The 20,086-nt window shown below is 73.1% G+C and carries 18 protein-coding genes; 11 read left to right on the top strand and 7 right to left on the bottom strand.

Annotation, left to right across the window (positions count from 1 at the left end; all coding sequences use genetic code 11):
• Nucleotides 1-10: 10 nt before the first annotated feature.
• The 5 genes from EL245_RS04710 to EL245_RS04690 form a co-directional block, all read right to left on the bottom strand.
• Nucleotides 11-1,438, bottom strand: a complete 1,428-nt coding sequence (locus EL245_RS04710) for an ABC transporter permease (protein WP_126382118.1) — start codon at nt 1,436-1,438, stop codon at nt 11-13.
• A complete protein-coding gene (locus EL245_RS04705) occupies nt 1,435-2,205 on the bottom strand; it encodes an ABC transporter ATP-binding protein (protein WP_126382116.1) in 771 nt (256 codons plus the stop codon). Before EL245_RS04705 ends, EL245_RS04710 begins: the two co-directional genes overlap by 4 nt.
• Complete coding sequence (locus tag EL245_RS04700) at nt 2,202-3,254, bottom strand: efflux RND transporter periplasmic adaptor subunit (RefSeq protein WP_126382114.1); 1,053 nt, start codon at nt 3,252-3,254, stop codon at nt 2,202-2,204. Before EL245_RS04700 ends, EL245_RS04705 begins: the two co-directional genes overlap by 4 nt.
• A gap of 225 nt (nt 3,255-3,479) precedes the next feature.
• Nucleotides 3,480-4,796, bottom strand: a complete 1,317-nt coding sequence (gene galK / locus EL245_RS04695; protein WP_232009875.1) for a galactokinase — start codon at nt 4,794-4,796, stop codon at nt 3,480-3,482.
• 58 nt (nt 4,797-4,854) lie between these two features.
• Nucleotides 4,855-5,652: a DeoR/GlpR family DNA-binding transcription regulator gene (locus EL245_RS04690; RefSeq protein WP_126384052.1), complete on the bottom strand. Its 798-nt coding sequence runs from the start codon at nt 5,650-5,652 to the stop codon at nt 4,855-4,857.
• A 306-nt stretch (nt 5,653-5,958) separates the two neighbouring features.
• On the opposite strand from EL245_RS04690, the gene EL245_RS04685 reads away from it, so the two are divergent.
• The 11 genes from EL245_RS04685 to deoC all read left to right on the top strand — a co-directional run bounded on the left by EL245_RS04685 (nt 5,959) and on the right by deoC (nt 17,478).
• Complete coding sequence (locus tag EL245_RS04685) at nt 5,959-6,546, top strand: 2'-5' RNA ligase family protein (RefSeq protein WP_232009873.1); 588 nt, start codon at nt 5,959-5,961, stop codon at nt 6,544-6,546.
• A complete protein-coding gene (locus EL245_RS04680) occupies nt 6,540-7,532 on the top strand; it encodes a YihY/virulence factor BrkB family protein (RefSeq protein ID WP_161512771.1) in 993 nt (330 codons plus the stop codon). The genes EL245_RS04685 and EL245_RS04680 overlap by 7 nt, the downstream gene beginning before the upstream one ends.
• Before the next feature lie 9 nt (nt 7,533-7,541).
• On the top strand, nt 7,542-8,699 hold the full coding sequence (locus EL245_RS04675) for a mannose-1-phosphate guanylyltransferase (RefSeq protein WP_126382107.1): 1,158 nt from the start codon (nt 7,542-7,544) through the stop codon (nt 8,697-8,699).
• Nucleotides 8,700-8,807: 108 nt separating this feature from the next.
• The gene (locus tag EL245_RS04670) at nt 8,808-9,881 is read left to right on the top strand and encodes a BMP family lipoprotein (RefSeq protein WP_126382106.1); all 1,074 of its coding nucleotides are present in this window, start codon (nt 8,808-8,810) and stop codon (nt 9,879-9,881) included.
• A gap of 114 nt (nt 9,882-9,995) precedes the next feature.
• Entirely contained in the window at nt 9,996-11,564 is a 1,569-nt protein-coding gene (locus EL245_RS04665) for an ABC transporter ATP-binding protein (protein ID WP_126382104.1), read from the top strand.
• Nucleotides 11,561-12,838: an ABC transporter permease gene (locus EL245_RS04660; RefSeq protein ID WP_126382103.1), complete on the top strand. Its 1,278-nt coding sequence runs from the start codon at nt 11,561-11,563 to the stop codon at nt 12,836-12,838. Before EL245_RS04665 ends, EL245_RS04660 begins: the two co-directional genes overlap by 4 nt.
• A gap of 3 nt (nt 12,839-12,841) precedes the next feature.
• Nucleotides 12,842-14,125: an ABC transporter permease gene (locus tag EL245_RS04655; RefSeq protein WP_232009872.1), complete on the top strand. Its 1,284-nt coding sequence runs from the start codon at nt 12,842-12,844 to the stop codon at nt 14,123-14,125.
• Nucleotides 14,126-14,172: 47 nt separating this feature from the next.
• Nucleotides 14,173-14,625 (top strand): cytidine deaminase, encoded by a 453-nt coding sequence (locus tag EL245_RS04650; RefSeq protein ID WP_269471402.1) that lies wholly within the window; start codon nt 14,173-14,175, stop codon nt 14,623-14,625.
• The gene (locus EL245_RS04645; RefSeq protein ID WP_197719445.1) at nt 14,622-15,959 is read left to right on the top strand and encodes a thymidine phosphorylase; all 1,338 of its coding nucleotides are present in this window, start codon (nt 14,622-14,624) and stop codon (nt 15,957-15,959) included. Before EL245_RS04650 ends, EL245_RS04645 begins: the two co-directional genes overlap by 4 nt.
• A 39-nt stretch (nt 15,960-15,998) precedes the next feature.
• Nucleotides 15,999-16,763, top strand: a complete 765-nt coding sequence (locus EL245_RS04640; RefSeq protein ID WP_232009871.1) for a hypothetical protein — start codon at nt 15,999-16,001, stop codon at nt 16,761-16,763.
• 61 nt (nt 16,764-16,824) lie between these two features.
• On the top strand, nt 16,825-17,478 hold the full coding sequence (deoC, locus tag EL245_RS04635; RefSeq protein WP_126382101.1) for a deoxyribose-phosphate aldolase: 654 nt from the start codon (nt 16,825-16,827) through the stop codon (nt 17,476-17,478).
• Nucleotides 17,479-17,543: 65 nt separating this feature from the next.
• On the opposite strand, the gene EL245_RS04630 is transcribed toward deoC, so the two are convergent.
• Together EL245_RS04630 and EL245_RS04625 are read right to left on the bottom strand one after the other, a co-directional pair.
• Complete coding sequence (locus EL245_RS04630) at nt 17,544-19,283, bottom strand: phospho-sugar mutase (protein ID WP_126382100.1); 1,740 nt, start codon at nt 19,281-19,283, stop codon at nt 17,544-17,546.
• Between the two features lie 120 nt (nt 19,284-19,403).
• A complete protein-coding gene (locus EL245_RS04625) occupies nt 19,404-20,063 on the bottom strand; it encodes a GNAT family N-acetyltransferase (RefSeq protein ID WP_126382098.1) in 660 nt (219 codons plus the stop codon).
• Nucleotides 20,064-20,086 lie beyond the last annotated feature (23 nt).

Raw genomic sequence — 20,086 nt, 5'->3', positions numbered from 1 at the left:
CGGGCCGGCCTCAGTAGCGGATGGCGTCGATGGGCCTGATCCGCACCGCCACGACGGCAGGGACAATGCCGGCCAGGGCCCCCACCCCGGTGGCGGCCAGGAGCCCGATGAGGGCGGCCGACATCGGGAAGGGCGGGACCGTGCGCACCGGGACGGCGAGCAGGGGCTCGAGGGGGACTACTCGCATGGCGACGATCGCGATCCCGATGCCGACGAGGCCGGCCACGACGGTGGCCACGACCGACTCGAGCATGATCGAGAAGAAGATCCGCCTGCTCGTGGCCCCGAAGGAGCGTCGCACGCCGATCTCGTGGATGCGTTGGCGCACGGTGACCATCGAGATGTTGACCAGCCCGAGCGCCCCGAGCACCATGATGAACAGGCCGGCCCCGGTCACCACCTTCGTGAAGGTCCCTGCGGTCATTCCTCCGTCGCTGGCCTTGTTGTCGGAGACCTGGGCCGATCCCTGCCCGAACTCGGCGTTGAGGTCCTGTTTGAGCAGCGCGGTCATCTCGGTCACGCCCTGCCGGCCAGCCCAGATCTCCAGGGTGGGTGCCGGTTGCGAGGTCCCGGCGGGCCACCACCGCTCGACGGGCTTGTTGAGCGCGATGGCCGTGATCGGCTGCTTGCAGTCGACCGCCTCCCCGTCGGCGCCCTGGGCCGAGCAGTGGCTCAGGTCCTCGGGCTCGAGAACCCCGACGATCGTGTAGCTCACCGTGGTGGGGGTGTAGGAGGTGACCCTGACCGGCCCGGTCAGGGTGCTCAGGCCCAGCGCCTCGAGGAACCCGTGGGACACGACGAGGGACGGGGACAGGTCGTCCTCGTCCTGCCCGGAGAACCAGCGGCCCTGGGCCACGGGCGTGCGGTGGAGCAGGCCGTAGCCCAGGGAGACGACGTTGGTCTGGACCGTGTGGGGCCCGTCGGGGAAGGCGAAGCGCATCTGGGTCTCGTAGCTCGTCGCCCAGGAGCGGACCCCGTAGCGCTCGACGAATGCAGTCATCGCCCCCGAGATCCTCGCTGAGGTCTGGGACGGAGTCGCCTGTGTGGCGGAATCGCCCTGGGCGGCAGCGGCGTCGGCGGCGGCGTTGGCGGAGGCGTTGGCAGAGGCGTTGGCGGAGGCGTTGGCGGAGGCGTCGGTCGACGTCGCGCCGGCGCCCTTGACCGCGTCGGCGGCAGCCTGGCTCAGACCGCGACCGGTGGGTGTCACCGAGACCTTGACCGTCCCGGGGCGGCCGGAGTACATCTCCATCTCCGCGTTGATGGCCGACACCGAGACCTGCCCGAGGGCGATCGTGAAGGTCATGGCGGCGACGGCCACGGCGACGCCGATGAGGGACAGCAGGACCCGCATGCGTCCGATGCGCAGCTGGGCCCAGGCCTCGACGAGGGCCCCGACGAATCCGGTCAGGGGCCCAGTGCCCCGAGCCAGGACGCTCATGACCGCCCTCCCTCGTTCCGGCCGGCAGGAGCGCCGTGCGCGGCCAGGGCCCGGGGCCCGGCCGGCTGCTCGGGCTCGAGCCGGGCCAGCCTGCCGTGGTCGAGCCGGTAGCACGTGCCCGCCCGCGCGGCCACGGCAAGGTCGTGGGTGATGATGACCAGTGCTGCTCCGGTGCGCCGGCACTGCTCCTCGAGCAGGGTCATGACCGTGACCCCGGTGTCGACGTCGAGGGCGCCGGTGGGCTCGTCGGCCAGGATGACCCGCGGGTGGCGGGCGATCGCCCGGGCGATCGCTACCCGCTGCTGCTCACCTCCGGAGAGCCTGCCGATGGGCATCCCGATCTTGTCGGCAAGGCCCACCGCCTCGAGCAGCTCCTCGGCCCGGGAGGCGCGCCGCCAGAATGCCGCACCGGTGTCGTAGAGCAGCGGGGCGGCGACGTTCTCCGTCGTCGACAGGCCGGTGATGAGGTTGAAGGACTGGAAGACGAAGCTGAAGGACCGCCCGCGCAGGCGAGCACGGCGCCCTTCGCCCAGCCCCACCGTGTCGGTGCCCTCGAGGTGGTAGCTTCCGGAGGTCGGCAGGTCGATGAGGCCCAGGATGTTGAGCAGCGTCGACTTGCCCGTGCCGGATCGGCCCACGATGGCCACGTGCTCCCCGGGCTCGACGGTGAGGTCGACCCCGGTGAGGATCTCCAGCGGAGCGGCGTCGGGGACGAGGAAGGTTCTCGTGACGCCCCGCAGCTCGAGCAGCGGCGCGGCGGGGCTCACAGGATCTCCTTGCCGTTCTCGTCGTAGCACACCGACCCGTCGGGGTCGCAGGTGTTGGGCTTGCCGGTGCGCAGGACGTCCTTGTTCGGGACGAACAGGAGGACCTTCTCGCCCTCGGCCAGGCCCTCGGTGACCTGAACGACCTTTCCGTCGGTGATCCCGAGGGTCACCTGCCGCTTCTCGGCCTCGTCGGGCTTGTCCGGGTCGGTCACCACCCAGACGTTGCCGGTGGTCGTCGATCCCTCGACGGCGGAGACCGGGACGACGAGCGCTCCGGGCGCCGACCCGGCGTCGATGCCGATCGTGGCCTTGAGCCCGGGGAAGACCTGCTGCTCCGGGGGCACCGCGCAGCGCACCTCGACGCTTGTGCCGTCGCCGGTGGTCGTCGTCGTGGCACCTGTGGCCGAGGTCGTCGTCGAGGTCGTCTCCTTCGTGCCGATCTGGAGGCCGGAGCACTCGAAGGGGGCGGGTCCGCCCTCCAGGGTGATCGTGGCCGTGGCGGGGGCGTTGGTCAGCCGGTACTGGAGGGACGGGGAGATGGTCCCCACCGCCGAGTAGGTGCCGGGGGAGACCGTGGCCACGACCATGCCGACACTCGTCTCCTGGTCCTTGATGACGTTGAAGGACACGACGCCGGTGGCGGGTGCGTAGACCGTCGACCACGTGACGACGTCGGGGACCGCGGTCGTCACCGGGTTGCCCTCTTCGTCGGTGGTTGTGGTCGGGGCCTGGGGTACGGTGCGCTTGATGTGGAGCAGGGGCTCGCCCTGGTTGACCGTGACGCCCTTGTCCACCGCGAGGGAGTCGACGACCCCCGACAGCGTCGCCTGCGCCTCGACCGCCTTGTCCTGGACGACCTGGCCGGTCACGTCGACCGTGTTCGTCACGTCCATGACCTGGGCGGTCGTCGTCTGGGCGACGACCTCGTAACCGGGGGAGATGCTCGCGGTCGTGCCTTCTGTATCTGGGAAGAAGGCGATCTTGGTCAGGGCGACCGCGATGACCGCCGCGAGCATGATCCGGATCGACGGAAGGATGTAGCGCTTCATGGCCTGCCTTCACGGGACGTGGACTAGGAGGGTGAGGACGTGGGGCACGGCTCCTGCCGGGCCTCCACGACAGATTCTAAGTTCGGCCTCACGTGGCCGGATCCTCCGGGAGGAGGAGATCCGTGGGCGGTGGGGCCTGGCGGCGGGCAGCGGCCGTCGTGCTCACCGGCCTGAGGCCGCTGTGCCCGGGCAGGATCAGGCCGGCTCATGCCGGCTCATGCCGGCTCATCCCAGGCGTCCGGCGGGGGCGGAGGGCGTCGCGTCGAGGAAGGCGGGTGCCCGCAGGCCCGTGCGGTCGTAGGCCGCGACGACCGCCTCGGCCACGGCCTCGACGTCCTGGGAGTCGACCAGGGCGATGGCCGATCCGCCGAACCCGCCGCCCGTCATCCGCGCGCCGTGCGCACCGGCGGCGCGTGCCGCCTCGACCGCGGTGTCCAGCTCGACTCCGGTGCACTCGTAGTCGACCCGCAGCGACTCGTGCGAGGCGTCCAGCAGCCCTCCGACCCGCTCGAGGACCTCCCCGGTCAGCGGCTGCCCGGAGGTCAGGATCCGGGTCAGGGCGCGTGTGCGCTCGATCTCGGTGACGACGTGCCGAGTCCGCTTGACGAGCTCGACGGCGTCGGGCTCGGCGCTGTCGGCGAGCCGGGCCAGGGCGGTCGCCAGGTCGGAGGGGTCGAGGTCGGCCAGGAGGTCGACGCCCAGGATCCGTGCGGCCTTCTCGCAGGAGGCGCGGCGCGCCCCGTACTGGCCGTCGGTCAGGGAGTGCTCGGCCCTCGTGTCGATGACGAGCAGGGACAGGCCCTGGGAGGCCAGGTCGAAGGGGACGTGGCGCACCGACCCGTCGCGGCAGTCCAGCTCGAGGGCGTGGCCCGCTCGGCAGCGCAGCGAGGCCGACTGGTCCATCCCGCCGGTGGGTGCGCCGGCCACCTCGTTCTCGGCGCGCACGCAGGAGGTGACCAGTCGTGCGCGTCCGGCGTCGTCGGGCTCCTCGACGGTGCCCGCCAGGCCCAGGGCGCCGACCTCGTCGAGGGCCACGGCGGTCGAGGCCTCGAGCGCCGCGGAGGACGACAGCCCGCCTCCCAGGGGCACGCAGGACACGAGGGCCGCGTCGAAGCCGGGCACCGTGCCGGCGCCGTCGTGCTCGAGGGCCCAGGCGACCCCGACGACGTAGGCCGCCCAGCCGCTGACCTCTCCGGGCGTGCCCACCGGGCCGACGGCGTCGAGGTCGAGGACCTCCACCGCGCCCGGGTCCCGGCTGGACACGAGGCGAACCGTGCGGTCCTCGCGGCGCCGCAGCGCGAGGTGGGCGCGGTGGGGCAGGGCGATCGGCAGCGCGAGCCCACCGTTGTAGTCGGTGTGCTCGCCGATGATGTTGACCCTGCCCGGGGCGTACCACACCCCGTCGGGCTCAGCGGCGAAGACCTCACGGAACAGGGTGGCTGCGGCCCGGGAGCCCTCGGCGGGGCTGAGGGCCGGGGTGAAGACGGGTGCGACGGGCTGCTTCGCGAACTGGCTGGACTGGCTGGACTGGCTGGCGGACACTGTTGCTCTCCTGTGCGCTGGTCGGGGTTGGCCCGGGCCGGGGCGCCCGGGCGGGTGGCTACTGGGCCACGATGACGGAGGCTCCCGCGGCCTCGAGGTGGTTGCGGGCATCCTCCTGGGGCGGGGAGTCGGTGACGAGGACCCCGATCCCCGAGGTGGCGCAGAAGGTGCGCAGGCCCAGCACGCCCCACTTCGAGGAGTCCACGACCGCCACGGTCGTGCGCGCGGCGGCGATGAGCGCCTCGTTGGTCGTGGCCTCCGTGAGGTTGGGGGTCATGAGGCCGGCCTCGAGGGTCAGTCCGTGGGCGCCGATGAAGGTCCACTCCACCTGCATGCCTGCCAGGGCGTCGACGGCCACGGGCCCGACGAGGGCGTTGGAGGGGGTGAGCTCGCCACCGGTGAGCAGCACCGCCGGTGCGCTCAGTCCCTCGGCACGGGCTGCGTCGGCGGCGTCGAAGAGGAGCTGGGCGGCCGGCAGGGAGTTGGTGATGATCGTCAGGGTGCCCAGGTGCGGGAGCTGGGCCAGGGCGCGGGCCACGGCCAGTGTCGTCGTCCCTCCGGACAGGGCCACCGCGTCCCCCGGGCGGACGAGGGCGGCCGCCGCGGCGCCGATGCGCTGCTTGGCCTCGGTGCGAAGCCCCGACTTCGTCGTGAACCGCGGCTCGTGTCCCGTGGGGCCGGGTGCGACCGCCCCTCCGTGGACGCGTTCGACCAGACCCTGGTTGACCAGCTCGGTGATGTCGCGGCGCACGGTCATCTCCGAGACCTCGAGGGCCTCGACGACGTCGGTGACCCGCACCCCGCCGGAGGTGGCCACACGCTCGAGGATGAACTCCTGGCGCTGTCGCGCCAGCAGGGGGGTCGGCGCCTCCCCTCCGGCGGGAGGCGCCGGGGAAGAGGGGCGGGAGGGACGTGAGGCCATGCGCGTATTGTGCCAGACCGACACGAGAAGCACACAAGCTCGCACATGGTCGCTCATGTTCGAACATCGGCGGTATCTGGTCCCTCGAGCACGGTGCCCGGCATCTGCGATAGTGTCGCGCTGGTGCCACGGCGCCGAGCCGTGGTGCGCCCCCGTCGATGTCGGCGGTGCGCGCCGGCCCTCGGGCGCCGGGCGCACCCCGTCGACCCGCCCCAACCTGGCCGGTGTCCCCGCGGCGCCGTGCACGAGACCCCGAAGGACCTCATGGACCTTCCCACGACCTCCGACTCCGAGCGCGTCCTCGGGCTCACCATCGCCGTGCCCGAGCCGTGGGCCGAGCAGGTGCGCCGTGTGCGCCTCGAGGCCGGCGACCCCCTGGCCGGGACGGTGCCCCCGCACATCACCCTCCTGCCGCCCACAGCGGTGCCGCGCGCGAGGATCGAGGAGGTCATCGAGCACGTGGGCCGCGTGGCCCGCGGGACCAGCCCCTTCGAGGTCAGGGCCACCGGCTCACGCACCTTCCGACCCGTCAGCCCCGTGGCCTACCTCGCCCTGGCGACCGGTGCGGCGCAGGTCGACGCGCTCCAGCGTGAGCTGCGCCGCGCCGAGGGGCCCCTGGCCGGCCCGCTGCGCTTCCCCTTCCACGCCCACGTCACCCTCGCCCACCTCGACGACGACAAGGCGCTCGACGCCGCCCAGGCGGCGGGGCGGGCCATCGACGCCGTGTTCACCGTCGAGCGGATCCACCTCCACCTCCTGGAGGGCGAGGTCTGGCAGCCCCTGGCCGCACCGAGCCTGGGGGCCCTGGAGGGGGCGTCCCTGTGCTGAGGAGGCTGGTCGACCGGCTCCGTGCGCTGAGCGCGCAGGGGCGTGCCTCCCGCGTCGGCCGCGCGCTGAGCCGCTACTCCACGGCCAACGGTGCCCTGCTCGCTGGGGGAATCGCCTACACCGCCCTGTTCTCGGCCTTCGCCGCGCTGGCGGTGGCGATCTCGAGCCTCATGGCCCTGCTGCCCAGCCACGACGGCCTGCGCAGCGCCGTCCTGGAGACCCTCGACTCGATGCTGCCCGGCGTCGTCGACGACGGCTCGGGCACGGGCCTGCTCACCCTCGACGAGCTGACGGTGTCCTCGGCGCTCAACCTCGGCAGCGTCGTGGGCGGACTCGTGCTGCTCTACACCGCCACGGGGTTCATGGGCGCGCTGACCCGGGCGCTGCGCTCGATGTTCGGGATGCTCGTGCCCGCGCGCAAGCCGGTGGCCGCCCAGCTGTGGAACGCCCTGGGCCTGGTCATCGTCGTCCTCGGGGTCCTGCTCACGGCGCTGGCCTCCCTCGTCACGGCCGCCGCCTCCGCGCTGGCCGGCGAGCTGACCTGGGTGCCCGGCTGGCTGGCCGGAGGGGGCGCGCGCGTCCTGGCGGTCGGTGCCTCGGCGGTCATTGACGGCGCTGTGCTCGCACTGCTCATCTCGGTCAGCGGCGTGCGGCCGCCGTGGCGGGACCTCGGGCTCGGCTGCCTCCTGGCGGCCACCGCCTTCGGCGTCATGAGGCAGCTCGGCACCGGGGTTGTGGCCTCGACGGCTGACAACCCGCTCCTGGCCTCGGCCACGACCGTGGCCGTGCTCATCGTCTGGCTCCACCTGGCCAGCCGGATCGTCCTGCTCGTGGCGGCGTGGATCGCCAACCCGCCAGCCCCTGAGGAGGCTCACGGCCCTGAGGAGTCCCACGACCGGGAACGCCCCAACTACGTGACCGTCTCGGTGCCCGAGACCCTGACCTGGTCGGTGGTGGCCGACGGGCCCTCGCGCTCGATCATCTAGCCTGGGGCCGTGAGCGAGACCCCCGAGGCCCAGAGCCCTGACCGCCCCGTCCACGCCATCATCCCCGCCGGAGGTGCGGGCACGAGGCTGTGGCCCCTGAGCCGACGCCGCCGCCCCAAGTTCCTCCTCGACCTCACCGGTGCGGGCCGCACCCTGATCCAGGGCACCGTCGAGCGCCTCGCCCCCGTGGCGGCCTCGACGACCGTGGTCACCGGCGTCGCGCACGTCGACGCCGTGCGCGCCCAGCTGCCCGGGCTGCCCGCCGACCACGTCGTGGCCGAGCCCTCACCGCGGGACTCCATGGCCGCCATCGGCCTGGCCGCCGCCCTCATCGCGGTCAGGCACGGCCGTGACGCCGTGGTCGGCTCCTTCGCGGCCGACCAGACGATCGCCGACGAGGGAGCCTTCGTCCAGGCCGTCCGCCAGGCCGCCGCCCTGGCCGAGGCCGGATGGCTCGTGACCATCGGGATCGAGGCCACCGGCCCGTCGACGGCCTTCGGCTACATCCACGCCGGTCCGCCCACGCAGGTGCCCGGGGCCCCGGACGGACGCACCGTGCTCGGCTTCACCGAGAAGCCCGACGCCGCCACGGCCGCCCGCTACCTGGCCACCGGCGACTACCGCTGGAACGCGGGGATGTTCGTCGCGCGCGCGGGCGTGCTCCTCGACCACCTCGCCCGCCAGCGCCCGGCGCTCGCCGAGGGGGTCGAGCAGATCGCCCGGGCCTGGGACACCGCGGAGCGTCAGGCCGTGCTCGACGCCGTGTGGCCCGGGCTGGAGCGGATCTCCATCGACCACGCCGTCGCCGAGCCGGTGGCCGCCGCCGGGGGAGTGGCCACCGTCCCGGCCTCGATGGGCTGGGACGACGTCGGCGGCTTCGACGCCCTGACCGCCCTGGTCGCCCCGAGCGCCCAGGGGCCCGCCGAGGGCACGGCGGTGCTCGACGACCCGGCGGGGCGCGGGCAGAAGGCCCTCGTCGCCGCCCTCGACTCCCAGGGGGCGCTCGTCGCCACGAGCGGTGGCCGTGCGGTCGTGCTCCTGGGGGTGCCGGGACTCGTCGTCGTCGACACCCCCGACGCCCTGCTCGTCACGACACCGGAGCGCGCCCAGGGCGTCAAGGAGGTCGTCGACTCGATGAGCGGGCTCGGGCGGGAGGACCTGCTCTAGGGCCTGTGGGGCGTACAGGGCCGCGGAGAGTCTATCCTGGTCCAGTACGTCGGCGCACCGTCGCGCCGAGCGACCCAACCCGTACGCATCCCATATGGAGAACCCGCTGTGAAGAAGACATACTCCGCCCTGGCGCTCGGCACGGCCGCCGCCCTGTCCCTGGCAGCCTGCGGCGCGGCACCGAGCGACTCCGCGTCGGACTCCGGCGCCTCCTCGGACTACATCGCCTGCATGGTCTCTGACGAGGGCGGTTTCAAGGACCAGTCCTTCAACCAGTCGGGCAAGGAGGGCCTGGACCGCGCCGAGTCCGAGCTGGGCATCAAGACCATCACGGTGGAGTCGAAGGTCAACGCCGACTACACGACCAACATCGACTCCCTGCTCGACCAGAACTGCAACATGATCATCGGCGTGGGCTTCAAGCTCGCCGACCCGCTCACTGCCGCCGCCGAGGCCAACCCGGACGTCGACTTCGCCCTCATCGACTCGACCTTCGGCTCGGAGATGGACAACGCCAAGCCCCTCATCTTCAACACCGCCGAGGCCGCCTTCCTTGCTGGCTACGCGGCGGCCGGCACGACCGAGTCCGGCTCCGTGGCTACCTACGGGGGAGTGCCCATCCCCACCGTCCAGATCTTCATGGAGGGCTTCCACCAGGGCGTGACCCGGTACAACGAGGACAACGGCACCTCGGTCACGGTCCAGGGATGGGACCCGAACCACCCGGATTCCGGCACCTTCGTCGGCGACTTCACCAACACCGCCAAGGCCCAGCAGCTGACCGAGAGCTTCCTGTCCCAGGGCGCCGACATCATCCTGCCGGTGGCCGGCAACGCCGGTGCCGGGACGATCTCGGCGGTCCAGGCCGCCGGCGGTAACCTGGGCATCATCTGGGTGGACGCCGACGGCTACCTGTCGACCGAGGGCGGCTCCTACATCATGACCTCCGTGGTCAAGGAGATCGGCGCCGCCGTCTACGACACGATCGAGGAGGCCGTCTCCGGCGACGGCTTCTCCTCCGAGCCCTACATCGGCACCGTGGCGAACAAGGGCGTGTCCATCGCCCCCTACCACGACTGGGAGTCCAAGGTCCCCGCAGAGGTCCAGACCAAGGTCAAGGAGCTCGAGCAGCAGATCATCGACGGCTCGCTCACGATCACCACGCCCTACGACCCGTCCTGATCCCGGGACCAGGCCGCCCGCGCCCGCGCCGTCGTTGCCCACCCCGGTGGCGGCGCGGGCGCGGCGGGCCCGGTCCTGCGCACACCACCGTCCACCCCAGGAAGCGAGCCGCCCGTGTTGCTTGAGCTCCGTGGGATCACGAAGACCTTCGGGCCTCTCGTGGCCAACGACCGCATCGACATCACCGTCGAGCCCGGCCAGATCCACGCCCTGCTGGGCGAGAACGGCGCGGGCAAGTCGACCCTCATGAACGTCCTGTACGGACTGTACGACCCCGACGAGGGTGAGATCCTCATCGACGGTACCCCCGTCACCTTCCGTGGTCCGGGCGACGCCGTGGCCGCGGGCATCGGGATGGTCCACCAGCACTTCATGCTCATCCCGGTGTTCACCGTCGCCGAGTCGGTGGCCCTGGGGTACGAGCCGGTCGGCCCGGCAGGGGTCATCGACGCCAGGGCGGCGGCGGCCAAGGTCAAGGAGATCTCCGACCGCTTCGGCTTCGACCTCGACCCGCGGGCCTACATCAGGGACCTGCCCGTGGGGGCCCAGCAGCGCGTCGAGATCATCAAGGCCCTGTCGCGCGAGGCCAAGGTCCTCATCCTCGACGAGCCCACCGCGGTGCTGACCCCTCAGGAGACCGACGAGCTCATGGCCATCATGCGCGATCTCAAGGCCGCGGGCACCTCGATCGTCTTCATCACCCACAAGCTGCGCGAGATCCGGGAGGTCGCCGACACGATCACCGTCATCCGCCGCGGCAGGGTCGTGGGCACGGCCGAGCCGACCGCCTCGGCCTCCGAGCTGGCCGGGCTCATGGTGGGCCACGAGGTCTCCCTACGGGTGGACAAGGAGGAGGCCAGTCCCGGACCGGTCGGTCTGGCCCTGCGCGGGGTGAGCGTCATCGACGACGGCGTGCCCCTCCTGGACGACGTCACCCTCGAGGTCCGCGTCGGCGAGATCCTGGGCGTCGCGGGGGTCCAGGGCAACGGTCAGACCGAGCTCGGCGAGGTCGTCCTGGGCCTGACGGCGCCGCTGACCGGCACCGTCAGCCTCGGTGAGACCGACATCACGCGCATGAGCGTCCACGAGCGCCTCGGCGCGGGCCTGGGCTTCGTGCCGGAGGACCGCTCGACCGATGGTCTCGTGGCAGGCCTGTCCATCGCGGAGAACATGATCCTCGACCGCTACGACGACCCGGTCTTCGGCCGGGGGCCCGCGCTCAGCCCGGCGAGGGTGCGGGCCAACGCCGAGCGGCTGCGCGAGGAGTTCGACGTGCGCGTCACCGACGTGTCCGACCCGATCTCGACCCTGTCGGGCGGCAACCAGCAGAAGGCGATCCTGGCCCGGGAGCTGTCCCGGCCCCTCAAGGCCCTCGTCGCCTCCCAGCCCACGCGCGGCCTGGACGTCGGCTCCATCGAGTTCGTCCACAAGCGCCTCGTCCAGGAGCGGGACGCCGGCGCCGCCGTGCTCATCATCTCCTCCGAGCTCGATGAGGTCTACTCCCTGGCCGACCGCATCGCGGTCATGTACCGCGGGCGGGTCGTCGGAGTCGTCGACCCCGCCACCCCGCGCGACGTCCTGGGGCTCATGATGGCCGGCGCGACCCTCGACGAGGCGCTGGCGCGCACCGACCACGACGCACCGGCGCAGGCCGGGGCGAGCACCCCCGAGGAGGACCGATGAGCGAGCCGACCAGCCCTGCGGGACAGGCGAGGAGCACCCAGGACGAGGCGAGGAGTCCCTCGTCCTCCAGCGCCGAGGCCGCGGGCCCCTCGGTCCTGCGTCAGATCGCGGAGTCCTCGGTGCTCATGGGCGTCCTGGCGGTCGTCACCGCACTCGTCCTGGGCTCGGTGCTCGTGCTCGTCGCCGACGACGACGTGCGCACGACCGCCGGCTACTTCCTGGCCCGTCCCTCGGACTTCCTGTCCGCCGTCGCCACCTCCCTGACGGAGGCGTACTCGGCGCTGCTGCGAGGCTCGCTGTTCAACTGGGAGGCCGCCACGCCGACCCGCATGGTGCGCCCCATCACCGAGACCCTCACCGTCGCGACCCCGCTCATCCTCGCCGGGCTGGGGATGGCGCTGGCCTTCCGCGCCGGCCTGTTCAACATCGGCGGCCAGGGCCAGATCATCGTGGGCGCCATGGCGGGGACCTACGTCGCCTTCGCCTGGCAGCTGCCCGCGGGCCTCCACCTTCTCGTCGCGATCCTCGCCTCGATCCTCGGTGGGGCCGCCTGGGCCGCGATCGTCGGTGTCCTGCGTTCCACGACAGGGGCCAGCGAGGTCATCACGACGATCATGCTCAACTCGGTGGCCGGCTACCTTCTCGCGCACGCGCTGACCACCGAGACCTTCATCGGCGCGGGCAACGCCAACCCCCAGTCGCTGCCCGCGGCCGAGACCGCCCGCTACCCCCTCCTGCTCGGATCGGGCTTCCGCCTCCACCTGGGCTTCATCCTCGCCCTGGCCGCGGGGGTGCTCGTGTGGTGGATCCTTGAGCGCAGCCAGTTCGGCTTCCAGTTCCGGGCCGCCGGCCTCAACCCCGACGCCGCCCGGACCGCCGGGATCAACGTGCCGCGCGTGACCGCCCTCGTCATGGTCCTGTCCGGCGCCCTGTGCGGCATGGCGGCCACCGCCCCGGCCCTGGGCACCGAGCACATGCTCACCGGATCGGTGGCCGGTGCCATCGGCTTCGACGCGCTTACGGTGGCGCTCCTGGGGCGCTCGACGCCCCTGGGAACCGTCATGGCAGGCCTCCTCTTCGGCGCCCTGAGCGCGGGGGGCAAGACGATGCAGGCGGCCACGGGCACACCCATCGACATCGTCCTCGTCCTCCAGTCGACCATCGTGCTGTTCATCGCGGCCCCGCCGCTGGTCCGGGCCATCTACCGCCTGCCCGCTCCCGGCTCGTGGAGGCCCGGCCGCTCGACCTCGACCACCGTCGCACAGGAGGCCTGAGACATGACCGCAGCCACGCAGCCCCTCAGCCCCGCCCCCTCCGTCGAGGCCGCCCTCCGGCGCGAGCCGATGAGGCTCAAGGTCCCGGTGGCGAGCCTTCTGGCCACGCTCCTCACCCTCGTCATGGCGGCCACCGCTCACGGCGAGACGATCTTCAGGATCTCAACCTCCGCCGACGTCCTCCAGGTCACCAACCCCGTCCTTCCTGCCCGCCCGACCCTGCTCGTCCTGGGCCTCGCGGCAGTGGGGCTCACGGTCGTGGCCTTCAGCCGCGCCCGTGCGCGCCGGCCGGTCCCCACCTGGGTGGGGCCCGCCGTCGGCGCGGTCTTCGTCCTGGCCTTCCTCACGTGGGCCGGTGCCGGCCGCACCTCGGTCATGCCGCTGGTCACCATCCTCAGCTCGACCCTGGCCCTGTCCGTCCCGCTCGTCTTCGGCGGGCTGGCAGGGGTCGTCGGTGAGCGCAGCGGCACGATCAACATCGCCATCGAGGGACAGCTCCTCGCGGGAGCCTTCCTGGGCGCCGTCGTCGGCTCGGTGACGACCCACCCGTGGCTCGGCATGGTCGCCGCGCCCCTGGCCGGCGTCATGGTCGCCCTCCTCCTGGGCCTGTTCGGCCTGAGGTACCGGGTCAACCAGATCGTCGTCGGCGTCGTGCTCAACGTGCTCGTCCTGGGGGTGACGAGCTTCCTGTTCTCCACGGTCCTGTCCGACGACTCCGACCGCCTCAACTCCGCCACGCGCCTGCCCGTCCTCGCGGTCCCCCTGCTGTCGGAGATCCCCCTCATCGGCCCGGTCCTCTTCCGCCAGACGATCCTCATCTACCTCATGTACCTGGCGGTGGCGGTCCTGTCCTTCATGCTCTTCCGCTCCCGCTGGGGGCTGAGGATGCGAGCCTGCGGCGAGCACCCCAAGGCCGCTGACACCGTGGGCATCAACGTCATGCGCACCCGCCTCAACAACCTCGTGCTCGGCGGCGCGCTGGCCGGCCTGGGCGGCGCGTTCTTCACCGTGGGCTCCGGCCTGGCCTTCACCAAGGACATGTCAGCGGGCAACGGGTACATCGCCCTGGCCGCCATGATCCTGGGCGCCTGGAGGCCCCTGGGGACCCCGTACGCGGCGCTGCTCTTCGGCTTCGCGACCTCGATCGGGCAGACGCTGGCGGTGATCGGATCGCCGATCCCGGCCAACCTCATCCTCATGATCCCCTACCTCGTCACGGTCCTGGCCGTGGCAGGCTTCGTCGGCAGGGTCCAGGCCCCGGCCGCAGAGGGCGTGCCCTACCCGTGAGCACGCCGACGACACCGGGGCCGCGCCCCCCGCGGATCGACGAGTCCGTGTGGCATCGCCTCCGCGAGCTGGCCGTGGAGGCGATGGGCCGGGCCTACGTGCCCTACTCCCACTTCCCCGTCGGGGCCGCCGCCCTCGTCGAGGACGGGCGCCTCGTGTCGGGGTGCAACGTCGAGAACGCGGGGTACGGGGTGACCCTGTGTGCCGAGTGCGGGCTCGTCTCCGAGCTCGTGCGCACCGGAGGAGGGCGCCTCGTGGCCTTCGTGTGCGTCGACGCACGGGGGGCGGCCTGCGCACCCTGCGGGCGCTGCCGCCAGCTGCTGAGCGAGCACGCCCACCCCGCCATGGTGCTGGCCATGCCCAGCGGCCGGGCGAGCATCGACCAGGTGCTGCCCGACCGGTTCACCGAGGCCGACCTCGACGCCGTCCTGGGCGACCCGGCGGCCCGACCAGTCCCAGGACCGACAGGACCGACATCCCCAGGAGCCGACGCATCATGACACCGAGCAGTCCCGTCGAGCCCTTCGACGCCGTCGAGGTCATCGCCGCCAAGCGCGACAGGCTCCGGCTGTCCGAGGAGCAGATCGACTGGGTCGTGGACGCCTACACCCGCGGCGTCGTCGCCGAGGAGCAGATGAGCGCCCTGGCCATGGCCATCTACCTCAACGGCATGGATCGGGCCGAGACGGCCCGCTGGACCGACGCGATGATCCGCTCGGGGGAGAGGATGGACTTCTCGGCACTGGGACGCCCCACGGCCGACAAGCACTCGACCGGCGGGGTCGGGGACAAGATCACCCTGCCGCTGGCGCCTCTCGTCGCCTCCTTCGGGGTGGCCGTCCCCCAGCTGTCCGGGCGGGGACTGGGGCACACCGGAGGCACCCTCGACAAGCTCGAGTCCGTGCCCGGGTGGCGGGCGCAGATGAGCTCCGAGGAGCTCATGGCCGCACTGGGCCCCCAGGGGCCGGGCGCCGTCATCTGCGCCGCGGGGGCGGGCCTGGCCCCGGCGGACAAGAAGCTCTACGCGCTGCGCGACACGACCGCCACCGTCTCGTGCGTGCCGCTGATCGCCTCGTCGATCATGAGCAAGAAGATCGCAGAGGGCACCGGGGCGCTCGTCCTCGACGTCAAGGTGGGCTCGGGGGCCTTCATGACCGACCTCGACCAGGCCCGCACCCTGGCCCGCACGATGGTGGACCTGGGCACCGACGCCGGGGTGAGGACCCGGGCGCTGCTCACCGACATGTCCACGCCGCTGGGCCGCACGGCGGGAAACGCCCTCGAGGTGCGCGAGAGCCTCGAGGTGCTCTCGGGGGCCGGGCCCCGCGACGTCGTCGAGCTGACCGTCGCCCTGGCCGCGGAGATGCTCGACGCCGCCGGACGGCCGGTCGACGCCCCTGAGCTGCAGGCCGCCCTGGCGGACGGCCGCGCCATGGACGTGTGGCGGGCCATGCTGCGCGCCCAGGGAGGCGACCCGGACGCCCCCCTGCCGGTGGCGCCCGAGACCGAGACCCTCACCGCCGTCGGCGACGGCGTCCTGACCACCCTCGACGCCCGGGCCGTCGGGGTCGCCGCCTGGCGCCTCGGGGCCGGTCGGGCCCGCAAGGAGGACGAGGTCCAGGCCGTGGCCGGGGTGGAGATGCACGCCAAGCCCGGCGACACCGTGCGTGCGGGGCAGCCGCTCCTCACCTTGCACACGGCCACCCCCGAGCGCTTCGAGCGCGCCCGCCAGGCCCTCGAGGGGGCGATCACCGTGAGCGACCCCGGCTCGCCGCAGGCCCGTGCGGCCGTGACCCGCCGGGAGGCCGGCGTCGTCCTCGACCGGCTCGTCTGAGCCCGGGCGCCCAGGAGCGTGCTCATCTAGGCTGGGAGGGTGAGCCACACGGAGGGACCCGGTCCTGGGCCGGTGCGTGCCACGGTCCACGGCTCCCGCCTGCGGGTGGGGTCGGCGAGCGGGGCCACGCTCACCCTCACCCAGTGCGACGCCACGACCTGTGGGGCCGCATCCGTGCTGGCTGCACGCCTCCTGCGCGGGCTGGGCCCCGTCCTTCCGACCCCGAGCCCCGGTCCAGGGGCGCTGCCGGCACGGGACCTGGCCGCTGGGCTCGCCCGCCTCCAGCGGGCCCTCAAGACCCGGATGAACCGCGACGGCCTGGGAGCGCTGCCCTGGCCGGGACGACTGGGCTCGGCGCCGTGGTCGGTGGCGGCGGCCATGACACGGGCCTGGCAGCAGGCGGGGACCGTCTACGAGCTGCGCCCGGTGCGCGACGAGGGCCAGCGGTGGCAGCGTGCTGTCGAGCGGGTGCGCGCCCACCTGAGCCAGGGGCTGCCCGTCATCCTGCTCACCGGCGGCCCCCTCCTGCCTCGGGGAGGGGACCGGGCGGGCTCAGCGGCGCGCCGCGCCCTGGCCCTCGCCCCGGCGGTCCCGCGCCACTACGTGCTGGCCGTGCCCTGGACGCTGATCGGCTCACGGGACCCGGGCGCGGGCCGGGCGCACGTCTACGAGCCCGGATCCGGGACGGTCCGCGTCCTGGACCTGCTGGCCCTGCGGGACCGGCGGGGAACAGGGCCCCGGGAGCTGGGGTCCTGGCCCCGGGTGCTCGCCCTCATCGCGCCGTGCCCGGTCGACGACGCGTAACCTGGGCCGGTGCCCGCCTCCGGCGCCCAGCGCCGGGTCCAGCCCCACGAGAGGACGCCCGATGACCACCCGCGCCGAGATCGCCGCGATCATCGACCACACGCTGCTCAAGCCCGAGGCGACCTCCCACCAGGTCGCGCAGCTCGTGGCCCAGGGCGCCGAGCTCGGTGTGTTCTCCGTGTGCGTGTCCCCGTCCATGCTGCCCTGCGCCGTTCCCGGCGGGCTGGCCGTGGCCACCGTGTGCGGCTTCCCCTCCGGAGCCCACAGCGCCGCCGTCAAGGCCGCCGAGGCGGCCGGCGCCGTGGCCGCAGGGGCTGACGAGGTCGACATGGTCGTCAACCTCGGGCTGGTCAAGGACGGGCGCCTCGAGGCCGTCGAGGCTGAGATCCGCGCGGTCGCCCAGGCCTGCGGGCCCGCCCTGCTCAAGGTCATCATCGAGTCGGCCGCCCTGAGCGACGAGGAGATCGTCGCCTGCTGCCACGCCGCCGAGGCCGCCGGCGCCGGATACGTCAAGACCTCGACGGGATTCCACCCTGCGGGAGGAGCCTCGGTCCACGCCGTCAGCCTCATGCGCGCCACCGTCGGCGACCGGCTCGGGGTCAAGGCCTCCGGGGGGATCCGCAGCGCCTCCGACGCCCTGGCGATGGTCGACGCAGGAGCCAGCCGCCTCGGGGTCTCGGCGACCGTCGCGATCCTCGAGGGCCTTGAGGACTGAGACGGTCCCAGAGCAGCCCGGCGGGCCGGTGCCCGGCGGCTTGGCGGGCCGGAGCCCGGCGGGGCTCAGATGCCCAGGAGCCTGCGCAGGTCGGCGTGAATGGCCTCGAGGCGCCGCGAGGCCGTCCGGCGGGCCACGTCGACCGGCTCGTCGACCGCCACCGGCACGACGACCTCGCAGTAGCACTTGAGCTTCGGCTCGGTGCCGGAGGGGCGGATGACGACCCGGTCATTGGCCTCGGTGGTGAAGATGAGGCCGTCGGTGGCGGGCAGGCGGCCGCCGTTGCCGTCGGGTGCGCCGTCGAGCATGTCGACGACCTTGGCCACCGGTGAGCCGCCCAGGCTCCGGGGCGCCCCCTGAGGCGTGCGCAGGAGGCTCATGGCGCTGGAGATGAAGGACAGGTCCTCGACCCGCACGCTCAGAGGGCTCGTCGCGTACAGGCCGTGCTCGCGGGCGAGCCGGTCGAGCAGGTCGGTGACGCTGCGGCCCTGCTGGCGCAGCACCGAGGCGAGCACCGCCAGGCGCACGGAGGCGGAGATACCGTCCTTGTCCCGCACCGCCGCCGGGTCGACGCAGTAGCCCAGGGCCTCCTCGTAGCCGTAGACGAGGTCGGGGACCCGGCTGATCCACTTGAACCCGGTCAGGGTGGTGCGGTGCCCGAGCCCGTAGGCCTGGGCGATGCGGCGCAGCAGCCGGGAGGAGACCACCGAGTTGGCCAGCACCCCGGTGCCGGCGAAGGCGGCCAGCTCGGCGGCCTGCTGGCCCAGGAGGGCCCCGACCTCGTCCCCGGTCAGCTGGCGCCAGCCCCCTGCCGCGCGCTCGTCGGGGACGGCCACCGAGCAGCGGTCGGCGTCCGGGTCGTTGGCGATGACGAGATCGGCCTCAGCCTCCCGGGCCAGGGCCAGGGCGAGCGCGAGGGCGCCGGGCTCCTCCGGGTTGGGGAAGGCGACCGTGGGGAAGTCGGGGTCCGGCTCGAACTGCTCGGGCACGACGACGACGTCCTCGAAGCCAGCCCGGGCCAGGGCCTCGCGGCACACGCGGCCTCCGACCCCGTGCATCGCGGTCAGGACGATCCGCAGCGGGGCCGGTCCGCGCAGGCCGGTGGCGTGGGAGGCCCGGTCGATGTAGTCCTCGATGAGCTCCTCGCCCAGGGACCGCCACCCCGAGCCGGGCATCGGGACCGAGTCGATCGGCCCGACCTGGGCGATCCGCCCGGCGATCGCGACGTCGTGCGGAGGGACGATCTGGGCGCCCTGGCCGTCGTCGGTGACGGCGCGTCCACCGAGGTAGACCTTGTAGCCGTTGTCCTGAGGCGGGTTGTGCGAGGCGGTCACCATGACGGCGGCGTCGGCGCGCAGGTGGCGCAGGGCGAAGGCGACGACCGGGGTGGGGGTGGCCCGGTCGAGCAGGAGGGCGGTCCCGCCGGCGCCGGTGACGACGCTGGCGGTGTCACGGGCGAAGGTCTGTGAGCCGTGGCGGGCGTCGTAGCCGATGACGACGGTGAAGCCCTCGCCGAGGAGGTCACGCAGGTAGGCGGACAGGCCCGCTGCCGCCCGGATGACGACGACCCGGTTCATGCGGTTGGGGCCGCCGCCCAGCCGGCCCCGCAGCCCCGCGGTGCCGAACTGCAACGAGCCGGTGAAGGCGTCGCTCAGGGCGGTCGTCGCCTCCGGGTCGCCCTGGCCGTGCCGGGTCAGGAGGTCGGACAGCTCGGCGCGGGTCACGGGATCGGGATCCTCAGCGATCCAGGCCGCCACCGCAGCGCCAAGGCCGGTGTCGACTGCATAGACGAGGGACTGGGTCATGGACGTGACGCTACCGTGTCCCTGAGCCGAGGTGCGCACAGCGTGATCGCAGTCATGGGTGGTGGCGACCACAGGGGCTGCGCAGGCTCCTCGGCGCAGCCCCTGCCTCGTGGAGGGGGCTCACGCCTGCGTGGCGGGGCCGGTGGAAGCGTGGTGCCCCGGTGGCGGGCCGCGGGTCTCCGCGGGCGGCAGGAGCGTGTGCCAGGAGGGCTCGAGAAGGAAGCCGAGCCCCCGGTTGACCGCGAGGGAGCCGGCGTTGGCCATGGCGCCACCGGTGCCCCAGCGTCGTGCGCCCTCGGCGTAGGTCGTCAGGATCGAGGCGGACTTGACGGCGGAGGCCAGCCCGCGGCGTCGGTGGGAGGCCTCGACCGCCGTGCGGTCGACCTCCCAGCGGCCCTCGAAGCGGTAGAGGATCGTGAAGGCCACGATCCGCCCCTGCCACCAGGCTCCGAAGGCCCGCCACTGGCCCCGGGCGATGCGCCCGGCCAGGTTGAGGGGCAGGGGCTCGTGGTGGGAGGCGGGGGTGTCGGGGAAGTCGGGGGCGACGAGCGCGTCGAGGTCGACCAGCGCCGAGGTCTCCCGCGCCCTGACCTCGCGGACCTCGTAGCCGGCCCGGCGGGCGGCGCTCACGGCCCGGTCGTAGACGGACAGGTCGGAGCCGGCGGTCAGGTCGAGCCTGGCGCCCCAGGACGTGGCTGCCACGGTCCACCCCTGCGCGAGGAGCTCGGCGTGCTCCGGGTCGTCCTGGCGCAGGATCCGCGCGGATGAGGGATTGCTCACGTCGTCCAGGGTAACCGGCGCCG

This window comes from Actinomyces howellii, from assembly GCF_900637165.1.
Taxonomy (GTDB): domain Bacteria; phylum Actinomycetota; class Actinomycetes; order Actinomycetales; family Actinomycetaceae; genus Actinomyces; species Actinomyces howellii.
The sequence above is the reverse complement of the archived record's forward strand: the minus strand, read 5'-3'. Positions and strand labels throughout refer to the sequence as shown.